Here is a 19,209-nt window from a genome sequence, read left to right on the forward strand (position 1 = left end):
GTGAAGAACTGTCCCCGGTTGTATACGACCGCCATGTTTCGATCTCGGGCGCGCAATGCTGCGCCGATGTTACGGACTACCTTGGCGGCCAGCCGATTCCGTCATCGCTCAGTCGCGGTGGCGCAGCCGATAGGCGTACGTGGCATGCGCGATATGGTCCGCGACCACCCGCGCGGCCCGTTCCGGATCCCCGGCTTCGAGTGCGGCGCAGATCTCTTCGTGCTCCTGCCAGGAATCGCTGGCGCGCCTGGGCAACTCGACCGCGTACACCCAGGCGATCTTCCAGCTCAACTGCGTGATCAGCTGTTCGAGCAGGGTGCTGCCGGAGGCTTCGGCCAGCACCTCGTGAAAACGGCTGTTGAGCCGGGTGAGCTCATCGAGCCGCCCCGCGCGCACGGCGTCCTGGCCCAGCGCGGTCAATTCCTTGAGCCGCCCGAGCTGTTCGGGCGTGCGGCGCACCGCGGCGCGGGAGGCGCACAGCGGTTCCAGGCGGGCGCGGATCTCCAGCAGATCCGCCGCCTCCTCCTCGGTCAACTCGGCCACGAAAACTCCGGCATACGGCCGTGACGAGGCGAAACCCTCGGCCTCCAGGGTGCGCAGCGCCTCGCGCACGGGTACCCGTGAGACGCCGTAGCTTTCGGCGAGCGACTCCTCGGTCAGCCGCTGTCCGGGGCTGAACACCCCGCGAATGATGTCATCGCGAATGGCACGGCACAGTTGCTGCGGCGTCATGCGCCGCACGGTGCTGCTCACCGCGGGCTCGCGAGGGTCACCGTGGCCGCCCGGCGGAAACGCGAGGAACGGGTGTTTGCATACGATCCATCCTGACGGTGCCGGATGAGCGCCGCAAATCCACGGCGTGAACTCCTACGCCCGTTCGGCTCCCGCTGTCGCACCGGCTTTTTCGGTTCGCCGCTGCCGCGAGCTTTGTATACGATGCGCTGCATCCCATTTCGGAAGGGTTTCATGGATCCCGCGCATCTAGTTCTCCTGCTCGTCGCCGGTTTCGGCGCGGGCGTCTGCAATGCCATCGCCGGTGGCGGCAGCCTGTTGTCATTCCCTGCCCTGCTGGCCACCGGATTGCCCCCGGTGGCGGCGACCGTCACCAATTCGGTCTCGGTCTGGCCGGGATATCTGGGCGGCGCGGCCGCCCTGCGCAAGCGGCTCGATGAGCATCGCTCGCTGGGGCCCGGGCTCGTTCTCACCGGTGCGGTGGGCGCGGCGGTCGGCGTCGTTGTACTGCTGGCCGCACCGCCCAAGGTATTCGCCGCGGTGGTGCCGTATCTGATTCTGGCGGCGACCGCGCTGTTCGCGGCGCAGCCGATGCTGTCGCGGAAGCTCGCGGCCCGGCGCGGTGACGGTGATTCCCGGTTGCTGCTGTTCGCCGGGGTCTTCCTCGGCGGTGTGTACGGCGCGTACTTCAACGGCGGTATGGGCATTGTGCTGCTCACCGCGCTCGCACTGGGCATCGACGCCTCGATCACCGCGCTCAACGGCCTCAAAAGCCTGCTCACCCTGACCGTCTCGACGACCGCGATGATCGCGGTCGCGCTATTCGGCCCGGTGCACTGGCTCGCGGTGCTGGTGCTGGCCCCCGCCTGTCTGCTCGGCGGCGTCGCAGGGGCAAAACTCGCCGATCGATTGCGGCCGGGCGCTTTTCGCGCGGTCGTCATCGTCTTCGGCGTCGGTGCGGGCACCGCCATGCTGCTCACCTGATTTCCGCTCACCCCAACGCATCGAAGAGGTGTAAACGATGAACGACCTGCTGCTCCGTGGCGGCCGCCCCTGGACCCCGGGCGCGCCCCTCACCACCGCCGACATTCTGATCAGCGGCGGTCGCATCACCGCGATCGGGCCGAATCTCACCGAAACCGCCACCGAGACCATCGATCTCGCGGGTGCGCTGGTACTGCCGGGCCTGGTGGATTCGCACTGCCATCTCGACAAGACCATGTACGGCGGACCTTGGATTCCCAATAGCGGCGGCCGCACCCTGGCTGGCCGCATCGCGAACGGTGAAGGGCGACGGCAAGATCTGGGCCTGCCCAGCGCCGAGTACTCCGCGAACCTGCTGGCCGCCATGATCTCGCACGGCACCGCGCACGTGCGCAGCCATATCGATATCGATCCCGAGGTCGGGCTGGGCGGTGTGGACGCGGTACGCGCTGCGGCCGAACGATATTCGGATCGCGTCGACGTACAGCTGGTCGCCTTCCCGCAGGGCGGGTTGATGAATCGCCCCGGTACCGCCGAACTGCTGGAGGCCGCGCTTGCCGACGGTGTAGAGGTGATCGGCGGACTGGATCCGGCGGGCTATGACGGCAACCCCACCGGACAGCTCGATCTGCTGTTCGGCCTGGCCGAGAAGTACGGCGCGCGCATCGATATCCACCTGCACGATCGCGGTGCGCTCGGTGCCTGGCAGTACGACCTGATCATCGAACGCACCCGCGCCACCGGACTGTCCGGCCGCGTCACCATCAGCCACGCCTACGCCATGGGCGAACTCGCGCCCGAGGAACAGCGCCGCATCGCGGAAGCTCTTGCCGACGCCGGGGTTTCGATGGTCACCTGCGCGGTCGGCGATGCCCCGGTGGTACCGGTGCGGCTCATGCACGAGACCGGTGCGGGCCTGGCGCTGGGCAATGACGGTATTCGCGATCTGTGGACCCCGTACGGCGACGGTGACATGCTGCGCCGCGTCATGACCGTCGCCTTCCGCGGTCGCCTGGTGGCCGATGCCGAGATCGAATTGGCGCTGGCGGCCGGAACCTACGGCGGGGCAAAGGTTCTCGGGATCGAGAACTACGGCCTGAGCGTGGGTTCGGCCGCCGATCTGTGCACGGTGACCGCCGAAACCCCTGCGCAGGCGGTGGTTTCGGTGCCGACCCGGGAGCTGGTGCTCAAGCGCGGGCGGGTGGTGGCGCGTTCCGGCGCACTCGTCGCCGACTGATCGTATACGAAACAGGGGCGTAATCATGTTGACCGCGAACGGCAATGCGACCCCGATAGAACTGTGAAGCATGAGCACCACCGCTTCACAAGCCACAACGGACCGAGGCCGGACCGGGGATACCACCGCCGACAGCGACGGCAATGTATACACCGGCCCGGCCTCCAGCGTCCCGGCACTGGCTTTCGATAACGTGAGTTTGGTCTTCGAGAACGGCACCCACGCGCTCGATGGCATCGATATCGCCATTCGCACAGGCGAATTCGTCTCCCTCGTCGGACCCTCGGGCTGCGGTAAATCCACGCTGCTGCGCCTGGCCGCCGGTTTCGACAAACCCACCGCCGGTGACGTGCGGGTGGCCACCACCCAACTGGGCTACGTCTTCCAGGAAGCCACCCTGCTGCCGTGGCGGTCGGTGCTGCGCAATGTGGAGCTGCCCGCCGAACTGGCGGGCGTCGACAAGGCCGCCCGCCGCGCCGCCGCCCGCGAGGCCATCGAACGCGTCGGTCTCACCGGCTTCGAAAACCACAAGCCCGCACAGCTTTCCGGCGGTATGCGGATGCGCACCTCGATCGCCCGCGCCCTCACCCGCGCCCCGGAGCTGTTCCTGTTCGACGAGCCCTTCGGCGCACTCGACGAGATCACCCGCCAGCGCCTCAACGAGGAGGTGAGCGGGCTCTACCGGCGCTCCGGATTCACCGGCGTCTTCGTCACCCATTCGGTGGCCGAGGCGGTATTCATGTCCACCCGCATCATCGTGCTCACCGGCCGGCCCGGGCGGGTCGCCGCCGATATCGCGGTGCCCCTGGACTTTCCGCGCACCCCCGAACTCCGCTACACCCCGGAGTTCGCCGAGATCGCCGCCACCGTCTCGGCCGCCCTGCACGCGGCCGAGAGCACCGAAGCCACCGGGAGGGCCGCATGACCGCCGCGACCGCTCGATCGGCCGCCGCCGCGACAATGGTCGCCGCCGCCATGGCGGGGGAGTCGGCCACGGGGGACCGTGGTTCGGCCGCCCGCGTATCGGCTGCTTCGGCCGGGGCCGTACCCGCCTCCGCGATGACCGAACGGGGGACGGCGACCCCGGAATCTCCCTCATCGCCGCGGGGAAAAACGCTGTGGCCCTTCGCCATCGCGCCGATTCGGGTATTCGCGCCGGTCGCGGTGTTCGTCATCGTCATGGCGGCCTGGTCGGTGGTGAGTCACTTCGTGATCGCCGAGGATTCCCGATTCCTGCTGCCGCCGCCGGAATCGGTGCTCGCCAAGGGACTGCTCGACGCGACGGCCCGCACCGAGATCTTCACCGCGCTGGGTTCGACGGTGCAGATCGCGCTCACCGGATTGGCCATCGCCATCGTGCTCGGCGTCGCCTTCGCGGTGATCATGAGCCAGGCGCGCTGGGCCGAATACTCGCTCTATCCGTATGCCGTTGTGCTGCAAACCATTCCGGTGCTCGCGGTGGTGCCGCTGTTCGGCTTCTGGTTCGGGTACGAATTCGGCAGCCGCGTCATCGTCTGCGTCATGGTGTCGCTGTTCCCGGTCATCACCAATACCCTGTTCGGCCTGAAGTCGGTGAACGCCGCCGAGCACGACCTGTTCACCCTGCACGGTGCGTCCCGGTGGCAGCGATTGCTGAAACTGCAACTGCCCGCGGCGTTTCCGGCCATGATCACCGGTTTCAAGATCTCCGCCGGAATGGCCATCATCGGGTCCATCGTGGCGGACTTCTTCTTCCGCCAGGGTGATCCGGGCATCGGCCGCATGATCGATGTCTACCGCCAGCGCCTGGCCACCGAAGAGCTGCTCACCGCGCTGCTGCTGTCGTCGCTGGTCGGCCTGATCCTGTTCTGGATCTTCGACTTCCTCGCCGCCCGCGTCGATCGCGCGCACGGTAAGCGCCGCTGACGATATCGGCCGCGCCACAAAGGTTTCCACCCCCGTAGTACCCAACCAAGGAATGCTCGTGAAGAAACGTCTCCTCGCCGCTGCCGCCCTCGCGGGCAGTCTCAGCCTCGTGCTCACGGCCTGCGGCGGTGGCGCCTCGTCGCCCAAGCCGACCGGTCAGGGCGTGCTCGCCGGAATCTGTCCGGCCACCGTGGTCATCCAAACTGATTGGTACGCAACTCCCGAACGTGCCGCCGCCTATCAGCTCGTCGGCCCGAACGGCACCGTCGACGCCAAGAAGGGCGCGTATGTCGGCCCGCTCGGCGACACCGGGGTGAATGTCGAAGTGCGCCTGGGCGGTCCATTCCTGGGCGGTCAGCCGGTTCCGGCGCAGATGTATCAGGACACCAGCATCACCCTGGGCATGGTGCCCACCGACGAACAGGTGCGCGCCGCCGCCAAGACGCCGCTGACCGGCGTTTTCGCGTCCCTCGATATCAACCCGCAGATCATCATGTGGGATCCGGCCACCTATCCGCAGATCAAATCCTGGCCCGATGTGGCGGCCAGCGGCGCACCGATCCTGTACTCCGAGGGCAAGCCGTACATGGATTTCCTCGTCGCCAACGGCTACGTGAAGAAGGAACAGCTCGACGCCTCCTACGACGGCACCCCCAGCCGTTTCGTGGCGGAGAAGGGCCGAGTCATGCAGCAGGGCTACGTATCCAATGAGCCGTATCGCTGGGAACATGATGTGAAGGGCTGGCAGAAGCCCACCGCCAGCCTGCTGATCGCCAAATCCGGCTACGAGGCCTACCCGCACGCCTGGTCCGTGCGAACCGGCGAACTCGACAAACTCCGCCCCTGCCTGCAAAAGCTCGTCCCCATGCTGCAGCAGGCTCAAATCGACTACGCCACCAACCCCGAACCCACCAACCAGGCCCTGCTGCGCATCTCCCAGACCATCCCCGACGGCCCGCCCATCAGCGCCGCCGGCAATACCGATTCGGTGAAAGTCCAACTCGCCGAGAAGATCATCGGTAACGGCCCGGACAACACCCTCGGCAACTTCGACACCGCCCGCGTGGACCGCGCCATCGCCCAGATCGCCCCCATCCTGAAGGCCCGCAGCCAGCCGGTCCCCGACGGCCTCAAAGCCTCGGATCTGGTCACCAATGAATTCATCGACACCGCAAAGGGCCTGAAAACCCAAGGCTGACTCATCGAACGCGGTTGGCGCACAACCGCGTTCGACGGCAGCGCCGGTAACAGGTCACTGCGAGGATTGACCGGTTCGCAGTGACCACGCGCGGCGTAGATCCCGGTTCGGGAGGATCCTGTCCCACAGGCTCGGTGGGGTGCGCTCGGGATCCATGAGTTCGTTCTCCGCGAGGGGACTGTCCTCATCCTCGACGGTCTCGGGTTCGAATCGTTTCAGGGTGCGCCCGGGGCCGCGCAGCGCCTCCACGGTGCGCAGCAGTGAGGATGTCTCGGCCAGGGTGGCGTCGAATGTCGCCGTATCGGTGTCGAGGTGTTCGCAGAGCAGTCTGCGGCGCATGCCGAGGATGGTGTCGCGCAGCTGTTCGGCATCGGCCGTCTCGGGGGTGACTTCGACGGCGAGATCGCATTCGGTGTCGAAACCCATCGATCGGTTGTTGAGGTTGGAGGAGCCGACGCGGAGCAGGCGATCATCCATCACGAGAACCTTGGCGTGCACGTAGATCGGTGCGTCGCCCTCGGTGACGGGGTAGTAGACGCCCAGGCGGTTGTGGGTATCGGCCCGCCACAGCAGATGCAGCAGGCGGCGGCGCGCGCCGTCCATCGCCTGCTGTTCCAGCCAGCCGTCGGCATTGCGGGGGATGACCAGCACTATCTCCGGGCCGTTCGGCTCGCGCAGGCGGGCGGCGATCGCCTCGGCGAGGGTGCGTGAGGCCAGGTACTGGCTCTCGATGTAGAGCGAGCGGGTCGCGCCCGCGATCGCGGCCAGGTACAGCGCCTCGATCTCACGGACCTCGGTGCGGTCGGCGAGTTCGGGGAGGGTCCGCGCGATACCCACCCGCACCGATCGCATGGTCGGCGGCAAACCTTCCGGCCAGGGGGCGTCCCCGTCCAGCGGGCCGACCGGGTCCAATTCCTGACCCGTCGCGGATTTCCAACGGGCCCTGGCCAATTCGCCGATCGCCCGCGCTGCGTCGCCGTCTACGGCGGTGGTCGCGTCATGCCACGGTCCGTAGCGGTTCCCGTTGGGCTCGGTGCGGTAGTGGTTGTCATCGCGGTGATCGCCGGTATCCCAGCGGTCGACCGTCATATCGATGCCGCCGCAGAACGCGAGCGCGTCATCGATCACCACGATCTTCTGGTGGTGCGCCGAACCGATCGGATGCGCGCCGTCGATCTCGAAGTGCAGTCGCTTATCGGTCAGCCAATTCAGCACGAAGACCGGCGTCATCCCGCGGGTGATCGCCGCGAACGCGCCGATATTCCATTTCAGCAGGTAGATGTCGAGAGCGGGTCGCTCGCGAGGCAGCCAGGACAGGAATTCGCCCAGCCGATTCGGCCCGTCGAGGGTCGTACCCTGCGGTTCGAACTTGATCCGGGTGTCGAAATCCCAGCCGATCAGCACAATCCGCTTGCGCGCCTGCAACATCGCCGACTTGGCGTGGCGAAAGTAGTCCGCCGCATCGACAATGCAGGCCAGCCGCTCGGCCTGCGCTATCTGCCAGCAGGTTTCACCGGGGACGAGGATTCGCGACTCGTCACTCATACGCACTCAGCTCTCTCGTCCAGCCACCCACCCGCCCGCACAGACGGACAATTCACCCTACTGCGCCGATTCTTCTCCGCTAGCGTCCCCACCATGGCTTGCAGAATCACCGAACTGGTCATCGACTGCACCGACCCCCAGCGCCTGGCCGATTTCTGGTGCGAGGTGCTGGGCTACACCGAACTCGGCTGGGATGACGGCACCCTGGAAATCGGCCCGCCCGGCGCGACCTTCGGCGGCCCCCACCCCACCATCCTGTTCAACCCCACCACGGACCCCCGCCGCGGCAAACTCCCCCTGCACCTGGACGTGAGCCCCACCGACCGCGACCAAGCCGAGGAGCTCGAACGCATCCTCGCCGCCGGAGCGAAACTCGCCGACATCGGCCAGGGGCCCGATGTCTCCTGGCACGTCCTCACCGACCCGGAAGGCAACGAATTCTGCCTCCTGCGCGGCCGGGTGGATCCGCTCACGTGAGCAGCACTGCCGAGCGGGGTCTCGATTCGTGAGGAACTACTGAGGGCGGGCGTATGTCGGGCTTCCTCGATACGTTGTCGGGGACAGTGTTATCGGGGAGGGAAAGCTATGGGAGAGTCGGTCGGCTGGGTCGCGGTGCGCGGCAGGACGTCGGATGAGGTGTGCGGGGCGCTGGGGTTGCGGCGGACGGGGGAGCGGAGTGCTGTTGCGGCGCCGCCGTATTCGGGAGCGATGGGGCGGGGCGGATGGTATCTCGTGGTGGCGGAGGGGGGTTATGAGGAGATCGAGGAGATCGCGGATCTGCCTCGGCTCTCGGTGGGGTGCGAGGTGATTTCGCTCGAGGTGGAGGAGCTCGCGGGGTGTGCGTCCATCGAAGGGTGGGTCGATGGGGCGCAGCGGTGGCTGGTGGCCTTCGATCCGTATATCGATGAGGGTGAGCTGCGGGTGAGCGGTGAGCTTCCGCCGCAATACGATTCGGCCCGCCACCGGTGTGCGGCCGCCGCGGCCAGCCCGTTCGATCTGCCCATGTTCCTGGCCGAGGAGCTGGTGGGCTACAGCTACGATTCGCCCCTCGCCACCGCTGAGACTTCGGCCGCGGACTCGGCGACGACAGCGCCCGATGACACCGTGGAGCCCTTCGAAACACTCGAATCGCCCGTGACCGCGGAACTGCTCGGCGGGGTCACCGAGCGGCTGACCGCCGCCCTTACCGCGGCCGGTTTCACCGCCGTCGATCCCCTCGATGATTGGCGCTGCTGGTTCACCAGGGATACGGCGGTTCCCGGAATCACCGCGGCGGTGGCGGCCCATATTCGGCGCAGCCGGTTCGGCGATGTCGAAATCGACGGCTACGCGGTGCTTTTCGATGCCGAGGTGGGCCGGTTGGTGGCCGAGCTACCCGACACCGCGTGGCTGGACCGGGAAGAAGGCGATGATCGCCGATTCGGGGACATCGACGATCTCGGCTTCGCCGGGAGCGATCGGGGCTGGGATCCGGGGCACGGCTTCCTGCTCGGGCGCGGGGCCGACTTCGACAAGGCGGTGGAATGGTTCATGGGCTATGTGCGCGGACCGGTCGCGCCCTGGCTGGCGCAGTGGCCCGACGCGCAGGCGTTCCTGGACTCGGCTCGCCTGCGCGACAAGGGAATGCGATTCAACGCCGCCCGATTGCGCGCCGCGGTGGTCTGGTGTCTGCTGCACGATTCCCCGGTCCAGGCCGCCGATCTGATGGGCTGGTACCTGCGCCCGTTCCGCCGTCTGCGCGATCCGTTCGGCGCGTTCGATTCCCATGCCCGCGCCACCGCGTTCGATCTCGCACTGCGCGAACGCTTTCCGGAATACGCCCGCGCGCGGAACTGAATCAGCTGGTGGCCTTGGCCAATTGCTGCGAGACGAGGTCGAGGAAGGCGTCGACCTCTTCCCGGTGATAGGCGGCGGTACCGGGGGAGGCGGTGTGAAATCTGGTGTGGCGCACATCCTCCGCCGTCAGACCGTTGGGACCGTCATGCGCCAGGGTCGCCGCGAGCCGATCCAGGAACGCTCCCACTTCCTCCGCGGCATAACCCGATAGCCCGAACGGCGGCGCGGAGAACCGCATGCGCAGCACATCGTCGTGGGTGAGCGGATCCTCCTGCTGCCGCACCGTGATGAGCGGATGCCCGCGCCGCAGATACTCGAGTTCCAGGCAGATCTGATCGAGGAATTCGTCGACCTGGTCGATGTCGTACCCGCGATGCCCGAACGGCGGCCCGTCGAATTCCACCAGCCGGATATCGGCGGCGCTCAAATGATCATGACCGGACATGGTGTCGGCGATGCGCGCGCAGAAGGCGTCCACCTGGCCGGGGTGATAGCCGTGGTGCCCGAACGGTGCTGTGCCGAAGTGTCTGCGGCGAACGTCCTCGGGAGTCACGCGGTCATTGTGCCAATGTGCTCATGTCCGAATCGCCGCCGCCCCTTGCGGATCCGCTTTGTCGGAAAGCTCGGGTCCGGACCGCGGCTCAGTCCTTGCGCACGCCGTCGATGATCAACCGTCGAATCGCTTGGGTGAGATCGGCGGTCGCCGCCGCGGAAGGTTGCGGTTGGCGCAATCCGTGCAGGATCGCGGCCAGCAGCATGCCGGTCACCGCCCGCGAGGTGTTGACGGTGTCCAGATCCGCGCGCAGATACCCCTGTTCCACACCGTGTTCCAGATAGGCCGTGGTCAGCGCGTCGGCCGTATCGAGCAGACCGTACAACCGCATGGTCAATTCGGTATCGATGCCGGTGGCCTGGAACAGCAGTAGCTGCGCTACCCGCGCGTCCGCGAGGAAAATATCGTTGAGCGCGCTGCCGATGCGCTCCAACTGCGCCCGGTACTCCTCCAGGCTCTCGGCCGCATCGGGTGCGTTATCGGTGCCCAGTGCCTCGATGATGCGGGCCGCCAGATCGTCGATGACGTGATCGATGATGTCGCGCTTATTCGCGAAGTACCGGTAGAACGTGCCATGCCCGATACCCAGCTCAGCGGCGATATCGGCGATGCCGGTGGCGTGGTAGCCCTTATCGGCGAAGCAGGCGAACGCGGTATCGATGATCTCCTGGCGGAGTTCGGCCTTACGCCGTTCGATTCTCGAGGATGGCTTCGTCACGACCCCGATGATACGGTGTTCACAAACGGAATGAGATGTCATTCCGTGACATCCGGGTCACATGCGGCCTATGGGCCGCAGTTTTACAGGGAGGTTCGTCGTGGCACCTCAGTACGACGCGATCGTGGTCGGTGCGGGTTTCGGCGGGATGGGCGCGGGCATCGAGCTGGATCGGCTCGGCCTGAGCAATTTCGTGATCCTGGAGCGCGAGGACGACCTCGGCGGCACCTGGCACGTCAATCACTATCCGGGCCTGGCGGTCGATATCGCCTCGGTCACCTACTCCTATTCTTTCGAGCCCAACCCGAATTGGTCGCGCCTGTTCGCGCCCGGCGCGGAGCTCAAGAAGTACGCCGAACACGTCGCCGACAAATACGACCTGCGCCGCCGCATGCGCTTCGACACGGTCGTCGGGGGCGCGCGCTGGGATGAGGAACAGCAGCACTGGGTGGTCGCCATCGAGAACGGCGAATCCCTCACCGCGCGTTACCTGATGGCCGCGACCGGCTTCCTGTCCCAGCCGTACACCCCGCCGTTCCCGGGCATCGACACCTTCGCTGGCAAGATCATTCACACCACCCGGTGGGAGAACGATTTCGATCTGACCGATACCAAGGCCGCCATCATCGGCACCGGCGCCACCGCCGTGCAGTTGATTCCGGAGGTCGCCAAGAAGGCGCGGGCGCTCACCGTCTTCCAGCGCACCCCGATCTGGGTGGTGCCCAAGGTCGACACCGCCATCCCCAAGCCGGTGCAATCGCTGTTCGCGCGAGTTCCGTTCACGCAGAAGGCCGCTCGCATGGTGAACACCTCCATGCTGGAAGCGCTCATGGTCGTCGGCGTGCTGCATTTCAAGCAGGCCAAGCCGTTGAACAAGGCCGCCGCCGCACTCGCCAAGGCACATCTGCGGAATTCGGTGAAGGATCCCGAGACCCGCAAGAAGCTCACGCCCGATTACGATTTCGGCTGCAAGCGCCCCACGTTCTCCAATCACTACTTCAAGACGTTCAACGAACCGCATGTGCGCCTCGAGACCAACTCCATCGATCACATCGAGCCCGACGGCATAGTCACCGCCGACGGTCACAAGACCGAGATCGACACCCTGATCCTGGCCACCGGCTTCAACCTGTGGGATGTGAACTTCCCGGCCATCGAGATCATCGGCCGCGACGGGGTCAACCTCGGAAAGTTCTGGCGCGACAACCGTTTCCAGGCGTACGAGGGCGTCACCGTGCCGAAGTTCCCGAACTTCGTCAGCCTGAACAGCCCGTACTCGTACAGCGGTCTGTCCTACTTCACCACCATCGAGGCCCAGATGAAGCATATGGGCCGGCTGTTCGGGGAGATGCAGCGTCGCGGCGAAGAGGTCTTCGAGGTCACCGAGCAGGCCAATACCGGCTTCCTCGATCGCGTCACCGACAAACTGGACTCCTCGGTGTTCTACGGCGGTCAGTGCTCCACCGCGCGCAGCTACTACTTCAACCAGCACGGTGAGGCCGCGCTGCTGCGTCCCACCAGCACGTTGAACGCGCACCGGGAGGCGTCGACCTTCCCGCTGGACGATTACACCTACGGCACCCGTTCGGCCTGAGCCCGGTGAACTCCGTGCCGGGTAGGTCCGGTACGGAGACGCGCGGCCGGAGGGTCGGCTCCGGCCGCGCGGCCAGGTCTCACGACATCGGCGCTATTTCACGACTTCGAAACGGGCGCAGACGAGTTCACCGTTCAACGCCGTTTCGACCGCGCGCAATTCCTGTTTGCGCGGCAGCAGCGGCGCACCCGAGCCGAGGGTCACCGGAGCGTACGAGACGATGATCTCGTCGAGTAGACCGTGTTCGGCGAATTCGGCCGCCAGCCCGCCGCCGCCGACCACCCACAACTTCTTGTCCCCGGCGGTTTCGGCCATCTGCCGATAGATCTCCGGAATCGGCGCACTGGTGAAGCGGATATCGCGTCCGGGCTTCGCCTCGAATTCGCGATGCGTCACCACCCACGCGGGCATGGTGTACGACCACTCGTCGGGTTCATGCTCGATCACCCACTGATAGGTGTTGGCGCCCATGACAATCGCGCCGATCTCGGCGATGAACGGGTTGTATCCCATCGGCCCGTCGCTATCGGCTTTGCGGGACAGCAGCCAATCCAGGGAATGCTCCGCATCGGCGATGAATCCGTCCAGACTGCTGGCGGTGTAATAGGTGGTGAAGGACATCTCAACCTCTCTGTCGCAGCCACATAATGGGATCCCCGTGGCCGATTTCCATTGCGTCATCGGGTGATTCAGCGCGCAGCCAGGCTCGGACGAGCAGTCTGCGATGCGCCGAATAGGTCAGTACATGTGCGATCACGCTGCCCAGCACGAAGCTCTCCGGCGGTTCGCACAGCGCGTCGATGAGGGTGTCGTTCCAGCCGCCGCGCCCATCGATCTCGCGCACGGCGGCGAGCCAGCGCGGGGTGACCTCCTCGAATCGCGCGCGCAGCGCCGCCGGATCGTCTGCCGTCGCGGCCGGGGTGTCCGCACCCTCGATCGCGGCCAGCCAGACCTCCCTGGTCCGGATCAGATTGGCCAGCACCCCGGCGATGGATTCCTCCACCCCGTCCCACTCCAGCACCGAGAACCCCGGTGCGCGCACCAGCCGATACCGTTCATCGGTCAATCCCGCCGCCCGCTCCAGCAGTTCCCGGGTGTCATCCACATCGTGGTGCAGCATGATCGCCGTCGGGTCCATATCGGGTCGTCCCTTCGGTTCGCTCTCCACCCACAGCGACATGGGCGGATGAAAGTGCACACCGTTGGCCGCCGGGAGCCAGCGCGCCGCCCGCTCGGCACTCGTTCCGCTCGGCGGATGCCCGTATGCCCGGCTGTATGCCCGGCTGAACCCCTCGACCGAGTCGTATCCGGCCTCGAACGCCACCTCGGTGACGCGTTCGCCCCGGCTCAATTGCCAGGCGGCGCGTTCGAGCAGCACCCGCCGCCGCAGCGCGACCGGGGATTCCCCGGTGCCGCGGGCGAATTGCCGGGAAAAGTGGAACGGCGAGGAGAACGCTTCGGCCGCCATATCTCCCAGCGTCGAATTGTCCTGCGCCAGCACCGCGTCCAGCAGTTCACGAAGTCGATCTCGTCCGATGCGCACCTGATAAGTCTTGCGTGCGAGCCGCCCGCCCCGCTTGACCGATCTTGCTCTGTGTCGGCCAAGCGCCGGGCGAGGTGTCGTCCGCACGTGCGGCCAACTCATTCGCCCTGGGCGAATCCAATACAGGTCGGCGCGCCCTATCTCAGGTTCTCCTGGCAGACTGTCGGGGAAACGACCCATTCGACCACTCAAATTAAGGGCTGACTTCGACGATGGACCTTCTGCTGCCGCTGCTGCTGGTTGCTCTGCTCATCCCGATGTTCCTGGGGGTCCGCCGCCAGAAGCGGGAGATGGCCAAGGTGACCGAGATGCAGGAAGCCCTGAAGGTCGGCGACCGGGTGGTCACCACCTCGGGCCTATTCGGCACCGTCGTCGAGGCCGATGACGATTCGGTCGATATCGAGATCGCCGAGGACGTCGTCACCACCTGGCTGCGCGCGAGCATCCGCGAAATCCGCAAGGACGACGCCGCGGTCACCGAGGAGTCGACCGACACCGATACCGAGGCCCCGGCCGTGGAATCGGTGTCCGACAGCGTTCCCGCGTCGGAGAACTCCGAAGACGCCCCCAAGCTGTCCAAGGACTGACATTCCCGCGCGCCGTCGGCCCGCCGCGATCCGGCGGCCGACGGCGCTGCGGTGTGCCCGCTCGATCCATCACTGATCCGCCTAGGAGATAAGTACTGTGCCACCTTCCCAGGGAACGGCGCATCCGTTGCGCCTGCTCGGCGTCTACGCCGCACTGGTGGCCGTGATGTTCGGCCTGATCTTCTTCACCGGAGACAAAACGGCGAGCCCCAAGCTCGGCATCGACCTACAGGGCGGTACCCGCGTCACGCTGACGCCGCGCACCCCCGACGGCGGCAAGCCCAGCCAGGACAGTCTGCGCAAGGCGCAGAGCATCATCGAGCAGCGCGTCAACGGCCTGGGTGTCTCCGGTTCCGAGGTCGTCATCGAGGGTGACAACCTGGTCATCACGGTTCCGGGCGAGGACGGCGCGCAAGCCAAGGCGCTGGCCACCACCGCCAAGATGTACGTCCGCCCGGTGATCCAGGCCATCGCGCCGCAGGTGAAGAACGGCCAACCGGTCAACCAGCAGCAGCAACAACCGCAGCAGCAGCCGGCCGCGCCACCCGCCTCGGTCGCGCCGAGCGCCCCGGCCGACGTGCCGCCCGCCGCGGATGTCGCGCCGACCAGTGAGGCCCCGGCACAGCAGAACCGGGTGTTCCCGGCACAGGCTCCCACCACTCCGCCGACCGCGCCCCCGGCGCAGCCGACCCCGCAGCAGACGCAGAAGGAGATCGCGGACGCGAAGGCCCTGCGCCAGAGCACCGATCCGACGATCCAGCAGACCGCCATGCTCACCATGGACTGCACCAAGCCGGATCCGTTGCAGGGCAACGACGATCCGAATCTGCCGCTGGTGACCTGTGGTGTCGAGGGCAATGAGGTCTACCTGCTCGACAAGAGCCGCCTGGACGGCCAGGAGATCAAGGACGCCTCCGGACAGTACGTCCAGAAGGAATCCAAATGGGTTGTGTCCGTTGACTTCAAGTCCGGCGGCGCCGACACCTGGGGCAAGCTGACCACCGAGTACTACAACAAGCAGCTGGCCTTCGTGCTCGACACCAAGGTCGTCAGCGCGCCCGTGGTGCAGCAGGGCGGCCAGTACGGCGGCAGCACCTCGATCTCGGGCCCGGGTATCAACAAGTCCTCCGCGCAGGAGCTGGGCAATACCCTCAAGTACGGTTCGCTGCCGCTCTCGTTCCAGACCTCGGAAGCCGAAACCGTCTCCGCGACACTGGGTTTGAGCTCGCTGCGGGCCGGTCTGATCGCCGGTGCGATCGGTCTGGTCGCGGTGCTGCTGTACTGCCTGCTCTACTACCGGATGCTCGGCTTCCTGGCCGGTTTCTCGCTCGTCGCCGCCGGTGTGGCGGTGTACGCGCTGATCATCCTGCTGGGCCGGTCCATCGGCTTCACCCTCGATCTCGCCGGTATCGCCGGTTTGATCATCGGTATCGGTATGACGGCGGACTCGTTCGTCGTCTTCTTCGAACGCATCAAGGACCAGATGCGCGGCGGGCGCAGTTTCCGCTCCGCGGTCCCGCGCGGCTGGCAGCGCGCACAGCGCACCAACCTCTCGGGTAAGACGGTCTCGCTGATCGCGTCCGCGGTGCTCTACATCCTGGCCGCCGGTCAGGTGAAGGGCTTCGCGTTCACGCTGGGTCTGACCACGGTGCTCGACATCATCGTGCTCTACCTGGTCACCTCGCCGCTGCTGATGCTGGCGTCGCGCTCGACCTTCTGGGCCAAGCCGTCGGTGAACGGTCTCGGCGCTGTTGCTGAAATTGCCCGGGAGCGCAAAGCGGCGTCCGGCGTCCTGGTGAAGGAGGCGTGATGGCGCGCGACAACAGTTCGGTTCTGGATATCGATTCCGAACTCGACTACGAATCCGAGCGGGCGACGCGTAAGCACAGCCTGTTCGAGCGGTTGTACACCGGCACAGGCGGTTTCGAGATCGTCGGACGGCGCAAGCTGTTCTACGGTCTCGCGGCGCTGCTGTTGCTGATCGCGATCGCCTCCATCGCGGTGCGCGGGTTCACCCTGGGCATCGACTTCGCCGGCGGTTCGCGCATCCAGTTGCCCGCGGGCGACGGGGTCACCACCTCGCAGGTGGAGAAGGTCTACGCCGACACCCTCGGCCATGACGCGGTCGCGGTGCAGAAGGTCGGCTCCGGTTCGGCCGCTGCCATTCAGATCCGGTCCGACAGCCTGGACAAGGATCAGACCGACAAACTGCAGAACGCCCTGTTCAACGCCTTCAAGCCGAAGGATTCGAATGGGCAGCCCAATATGAACGCCATCTCCACCGCGGAGATCAGCGAGACCTGGGGTGGCGAGGTCACGCATAAGGCGCTGCTGGCGCTGGTGGTCTTCGTCGTATTGACCATGGTGTACATCGCGATTCGCTTCGAACGCGATATGTCGATCGCGGCCATCGGCTCGCTGTTCTTCAATCTCGTTGTGACAGCGGGCATCTACTCGCTCGTCGGTTTCGAGGTGACGCCCGCGGCGGTCATCGGCCTGCTCACCATTCTGGGTTATGTGCTGTACGACAACGTGGTCGTCTTCGACAAGGTCGAGGAGAACACCGAGGGCGTACTGCATCTGACCAAGCACACCTACGGCGAGAAGGCGAACCTGGCGGCCAACCAGACGCTGATGCGCTCGATCAACACCACCATCATCGGCATTCTGCCGATCATCGGCATGCTGGTGGTCGCGGTATGGCTGCTGGGCGTGGGTACCCTCAAGGACCTCGCGCTGGTGCAGCTGGTCGGCATGATCGTCGGCGCGTACTCCTCGATCTTCTTCGCGGTGCCGCTGCTGGTGACCATCAAGGAGCGCTTCGGCCCGGTGGCCGCGCACACCAAGAAAGTGCTGGCGCGTCGCTCGGGTGCGGTCAGCGGACGGGCCACCGAGGCCGCCGCGCAGCGTGCGGGCGCGGCCAGCCGTCCGGTGGCGGCGGGTGCGGGCCGCGAGGGCTCGGCACCGCGTTCCCGCGGGGGCGATGCCCCGCGACCGGGAACTCGACCCACCGGGAAACGAACCAAGCGAAGGCACTGAGCGCAGGGGGTTGCGGCAAGTGATCGGAAACAAAGCTCGCCGCGGTTCGGTCATCGTGCTCGCCGGTGTGGTCGCCGCGGGCATGGTGGCGGGCTGCGCCGGGAAGAACCAGGTCCCGTCCATCGGGTACGGCGTCGACACGGCCGTCGCCAGCTATAACGGCGGTAGCACGCTCGGCGCGAACAGCGGTGCGGCGGCGGTGTTCTCGCGGGTGATCACCGGGTTCTTCTACACCGGACCCGATGGGCAGCCGGTGGCCGATACCGATACCGGCACCGCCAAGGAGGTGCCGGGCGAGGCGCAGACCATCCAGTACCGCCTGAATCCGGACGGTAAGTACTCCGATGGCGCGCCGACCTCCTGTGACGATCTGGTCATGGCGTGGGCGGCGCGCAGCGGGCGCTTCACCAAGGCCGGTCCGGGTGGGCCGGTGCCCATGTTCGATGCCGCGAGCACGGCCGGATACAGCGATATCGAGCGCGTGGACTGCCAGCCCGGATCCAAGGACGCCACCGTGGTGTTCCGGCCGGGCCGGCACTATACGGCGTGGAAGACGCTGTTCAACGCCTCCGAGCTGATGCCCGCGCATGTGGTCGCCACGGCGGTGAAGGTGCCGAATGTGGTGGCGCCCTTGCAATCCGGTGATCAGGGCACGGCCGAGCGGATCGCCGATTTCTGGAACAACGGCTGGAAGCTGGCCCCCGGCAAGCTGGATCTGACCGCGCTGCCGTCCTCGGGTCCGTACCGGATCGAATCGTTCAGTGATAAGGACGGTCTGGTACTGGTCAAGAACGAGAAGTGGTGGGGCAACGCCGCCAAGACGCCGCGAATCGTGGTGTGGGACAAGAACACCGATCTCAAGGCCAAGGTCGATTCGAAGGCCGTCGGGGTGCTCGATATCGGTGCGGGCGCGCTCGGCGATGCCAAACTGAGCGGGTTCTCCTCGGAGAATCTGCCCGGTCGCGGGGTGGAGCAGCTGGTGCTGAGCACCGGCGGGGTCTTCCAGAATGTGGCCGCGCGTCGGGCGTTCGCGCTCTGCGTGCCGCGCCAGGCGCTGTTCGACAAGCTCGGGCATCCGGGTTACAAGGTCGATGTGGGCCTGGGCGCGGGCATTCTGAATTCCCGTACGGTGCAGCAGGATTCGCTGTACTACCCGGCCATCTCGGGTCCGGGTGACAAGTACAACAAGGGTGACGGCGGCGCGGCCGGTCAGGCCATGACCTCCGCCGGACAGGCCAATGCCACCATTCGCATCGGCTATCTGCGGCCCGATGAGCGGCGCGCGCAGACCGTCGCCATGATCGCCGACGCCTGTAAGGCCGGTGGCGTCACGGTGGTGGACGCGGGCACCCCGGACTTCTCGCCGCAGCAGCTCGTCGACGGCAAGGTGGATGCCATCCTCGGCGGCACCGCCGCCATGCCGGGCCCCTCCGGATCGCTCACAGCTACCGATGCGATCGCCGCGCTTCACACAGGTCAGGGGCTCAATTTCAATAGGTTCGGCAATGGCCGCTACGATGCCATCGCGGATCAGCTTGCGGCGGAGGACAACTCGACCACCGTGCTGAACTTGCTCAACGAGCAGGAAAACCTGCTCTGGAGCGAGATGCCGTCCATCCCGTTGTTCTCCTCCCCGCGCACCATCGCGTTCGGGGACGGACTGAAGGACGGGATCGCCAGCCCCACTCGGGCGGGCGCGGGTTGGAATATGGATCGCTGGGTGCTCGAACGGTGAGTG

General features: G+C 66.4%; 18 protein-coding genes. 12 read left to right on the top strand and 6 right to left on the bottom strand.

Features of this window, described 5'->3' with window-relative positions; genetic code table 11:
* Positions 1 to 108 precede the first annotated feature (108 nt).
* A complete protein-coding gene (locus AB0L82_RS07235) occupies positions 109 to 732 on the bottom strand; it encodes a GntR family transcriptional regulator (RefSeq protein ID WP_364632273.1) in 624 nt (207 codons plus the stop codon).
* A 234-nt stretch (positions 733 to 966) separates the two neighbouring features.
* On the opposite strand from AB0L82_RS07235, the gene AB0L82_RS07240 reads away from it, so the two are divergent.
* The 5 genes from AB0L82_RS07240 (at position 967) to AB0L82_RS07260 (ending at position 6,056) form a co-directional block, all read left to right on the top strand.
* Positions 967 to 1,716 carry a sulfite exporter TauE/SafE family protein gene (locus AB0L82_RS07240; RefSeq protein ID WP_364632275.1) on the top strand — a complete coding sequence of 250 codons (750 nt, stop codon included), beginning with the start codon at positions 967 to 969 and terminating at the stop codon, positions 1,714 to 1,716.
* A gap of 37 nt (positions 1,717 to 1,753) precedes the next feature.
* Positions 1,754 to 2,953 (top strand): amidohydrolase family protein, encoded by a 1,200-nt coding sequence (locus AB0L82_RS07245; protein WP_364632277.1) that lies wholly within the window; start codon positions 1,754 to 1,756, stop codon positions 2,951 to 2,953.
* Positions 2,954 to 3,023: 70 nt separating this feature from the next.
* The gene (locus AB0L82_RS07250; RefSeq protein WP_364632278.1) at positions 3,024 to 3,878 is read left to right on the top strand and encodes an ABC transporter ATP-binding protein; all 855 of its coding nucleotides are present in this window, start codon (positions 3,024 to 3,026) and stop codon (positions 3,876 to 3,878) included.
* Positions 3,875 to 4,858: an ABC transporter permease gene (locus AB0L82_RS07255; RefSeq protein ID WP_364632280.1), complete on the top strand. Its 984-nt coding sequence runs from the start codon at positions 3,875 to 3,877 to the stop codon at positions 4,856 to 4,858. The genes AB0L82_RS07250 and AB0L82_RS07255 overlap by 4 nt, the downstream gene beginning before the upstream one ends.
* Before the next feature lie 58 nt (positions 4,859 to 4,916).
* A complete protein-coding gene (locus AB0L82_RS07260) occupies positions 4,917 to 6,056 on the top strand; it encodes an ABC transporter substrate-binding protein (RefSeq protein ID WP_364632282.1) in 1,140 nt (379 codons plus the stop codon).
* A gap of 54 nt (positions 6,057 to 6,110) precedes the next feature.
* On the opposite strand, the gene AB0L82_RS07265 is transcribed toward AB0L82_RS07260, so the two are convergent.
* Positions 6,111 to 7,601, bottom strand: coding sequence for a phospholipase D-like domain-containing protein (locus tag AB0L82_RS07265; protein ID WP_364632284.1), 1,491 nt, complete (start codon positions 7,599 to 7,601; stop codon positions 6,111 to 6,113).
* Between the two features lie 93 nt (positions 7,602 to 7,694).
* Here AB0L82_RS07265 and AB0L82_RS07270 point away from each other — a divergent pair, with 93 nt between their 5' ends.
* Positions 7,695 to 8,078, top strand: a complete 384-nt coding sequence (locus AB0L82_RS07270; RefSeq protein ID WP_364632286.1) for a VOC family protein — start codon at positions 7,695 to 7,697, stop codon at positions 8,076 to 8,078.
* 108 nt (positions 8,079 to 8,186) lie between these two features.
* Complete coding sequence (locus AB0L82_RS07275; RefSeq protein WP_364632288.1) at positions 8,187 to 9,437, top strand: hypothetical protein; 1,251 nt, start codon at positions 8,187 to 8,189, stop codon at positions 9,435 to 9,437.
* A gap of 1 nt (position 9,438) precedes the next feature.
* Here the strand turns inward: AB0L82_RS07275 and AB0L82_RS07280 are convergent, their stop codons facing one another.
* Both AB0L82_RS07280 and AB0L82_RS07285 read right to left on the bottom strand, forming a co-directional pair.
* Complete coding sequence (locus tag AB0L82_RS07280; protein ID WP_364632290.1) at positions 9,439 to 9,990, bottom strand: DivIVA domain-containing protein; 552 nt, start codon at positions 9,988 to 9,990, stop codon at positions 9,439 to 9,441.
* Between the two features lie 88 nt (positions 9,991 to 10,078).
* Positions 10,079 to 10,708, bottom strand: coding sequence for a TetR/AcrR family transcriptional regulator (locus tag AB0L82_RS07285; protein WP_364632292.1), 630 nt, complete (start codon positions 10,706 to 10,708; stop codon positions 10,079 to 10,081).
* Positions 10,709 to 10,808: 100 nt separating this feature from the next.
* Between AB0L82_RS07285 and AB0L82_RS07290 the strand changes: the two genes are divergently transcribed.
* Positions 10,809 to 12,302: an NAD(P)/FAD-dependent oxidoreductase gene (locus tag AB0L82_RS07290; protein WP_364632294.1), complete on the top strand. Its 1,494-nt coding sequence runs from the start codon at positions 10,809 to 10,811 to the stop codon at positions 12,300 to 12,302.
* 93 nt (positions 12,303 to 12,395) lie between these two features.
* On the opposite strand, the gene AB0L82_RS07295 is transcribed toward AB0L82_RS07290, so the two are convergent.
* Positions 12,396 to 12,923: a dihydrofolate reductase family protein gene (locus AB0L82_RS07295; protein ID WP_364632296.1), complete on the bottom strand. Its 528-nt coding sequence runs from the start codon at positions 12,921 to 12,923 to the stop codon at positions 12,396 to 12,398.
* 1 nt (position 12,924) lies between these two features.
* Positions 12,925 to 13,845, bottom strand: a complete 921-nt coding sequence (locus AB0L82_RS07300; protein ID WP_364632298.1) for a helix-turn-helix domain-containing protein — start codon at positions 13,843 to 13,845, stop codon at positions 12,925 to 12,927.
* A 212-nt stretch (positions 13,846 to 14,057) separates the two neighbouring features.
* Here AB0L82_RS07300 and yajC point away from each other — a divergent pair, with 212 nt between their 5' ends.
* The 4 genes from yajC (at position 14,058) to AB0L82_RS07320 (ending at position 19,206) form a co-directional block, all read left to right on the top strand.
* A complete protein-coding gene (gene yajC, locus AB0L82_RS07305; RefSeq protein ID WP_364632300.1) occupies positions 14,058 to 14,432 on the top strand; it encodes a preprotein translocase subunit YajC in 375 nt (124 codons plus the stop codon).
* Between the two features lie 97 nt (positions 14,433 to 14,529).
* Entirely contained in the window at positions 14,530 to 16,242 is a 1,713-nt protein-coding gene (gene secD / locus AB0L82_RS07310) for a protein translocase subunit SecD (RefSeq protein WP_364632302.1), read from the top strand.
* A complete protein-coding gene (gene secF / locus AB0L82_RS07315; RefSeq protein ID WP_364632304.1) occupies positions 16,242 to 17,471 on the top strand; it encodes a protein translocase subunit SecF in 1,230 nt (409 codons plus the stop codon). The genes secD and secF overlap by 1 nt, the downstream gene beginning before the upstream one ends.
* Positions 17,472 to 17,490: 19 nt before the next feature.
* On the top strand, positions 17,491 to 19,206 hold the full coding sequence (locus tag AB0L82_RS07320; RefSeq protein WP_364632306.1) for an ABC transporter substrate-binding protein: 1,716 nt from the start codon (positions 17,491 to 17,493) through the stop codon (positions 19,204 to 19,206).
* Positions 19,207 to 19,209: the final 3 nt, after the last annotated feature.

Origin of the sequence: Nocardia sp. NPDC052001 (assembly GCF_040680615.1) — a bacterium.
GTDB lineage: Bacteria > Actinomycetota > Actinomycetes > Mycobacteriales > Mycobacteriaceae > Nocardia.

Coding starts and splice junctions, on each gene's coding strand:
- AB0L82_RS07235 (WP_364632273.1), bottom strand. CDS start 732: ATGACGCCGCAGCAACTGTGCCGTGCCATTCGCGATGACATCATTCGC.
- AB0L82_RS07240 (WP_364632275.1), top strand. CDS start 967: ATGGATCCCGCGCATCTAGTTCTCCTGCTCGTCGCCGGTTTCGGCGCG.
- AB0L82_RS07245 (WP_364632277.1), top strand. CDS start 1,754: ATGAACGACCTGCTGCTCCGTGGCGGCCGCCCCTGGACCCCGGGCGCG.
- AB0L82_RS07250 (WP_364632278.1), top strand. CDS start 3,024: ATGAGCACCACCGCTTCACAAGCCACAACGGACCGAGGCCGGACCGGG.
- AB0L82_RS07255 (WP_364632280.1), top strand. CDS start 3,875: ATGACCGCCGCGACCGCTCGATCGGCCGCCGCCGCGACAATGGTCGCC.
- AB0L82_RS07265 (WP_364632284.1), bottom strand. CDS start 7,601: ATGAGTGACGAGTCGCGAATCCTCGTCCCCGGTGAAACCTGCTGGCAG.
- AB0L82_RS07270 (WP_364632286.1), top strand. CDS start 7,695: ATGGCTTGCAGAATCACCGAACTGGTCATCGACTGCACCGACCCCCAG.
- AB0L82_RS07275 (WP_364632288.1), top strand. CDS start 8,187: ATGGGAGAGTCGGTCGGCTGGGTCGCGGTGCGCGGCAGGACGTCGGAT.
- AB0L82_RS07295 (WP_364632296.1), bottom strand. CDS start 12,923: ATGTCCTTCACCACCTATTACACCGCCAGCAGTCTGGACGGATTCATC.
- yajC (WP_364632300.1), top strand. CDS start 14,058: ATGGACCTTCTGCTGCCGCTGCTGCTGGTTGCTCTGCTCATCCCGATG.
- secF (WP_364632304.1), top strand. CDS start 16,242: ATGGCGCGCGACAACAGTTCGGTTCTGGATATCGATTCCGAACTCGAC.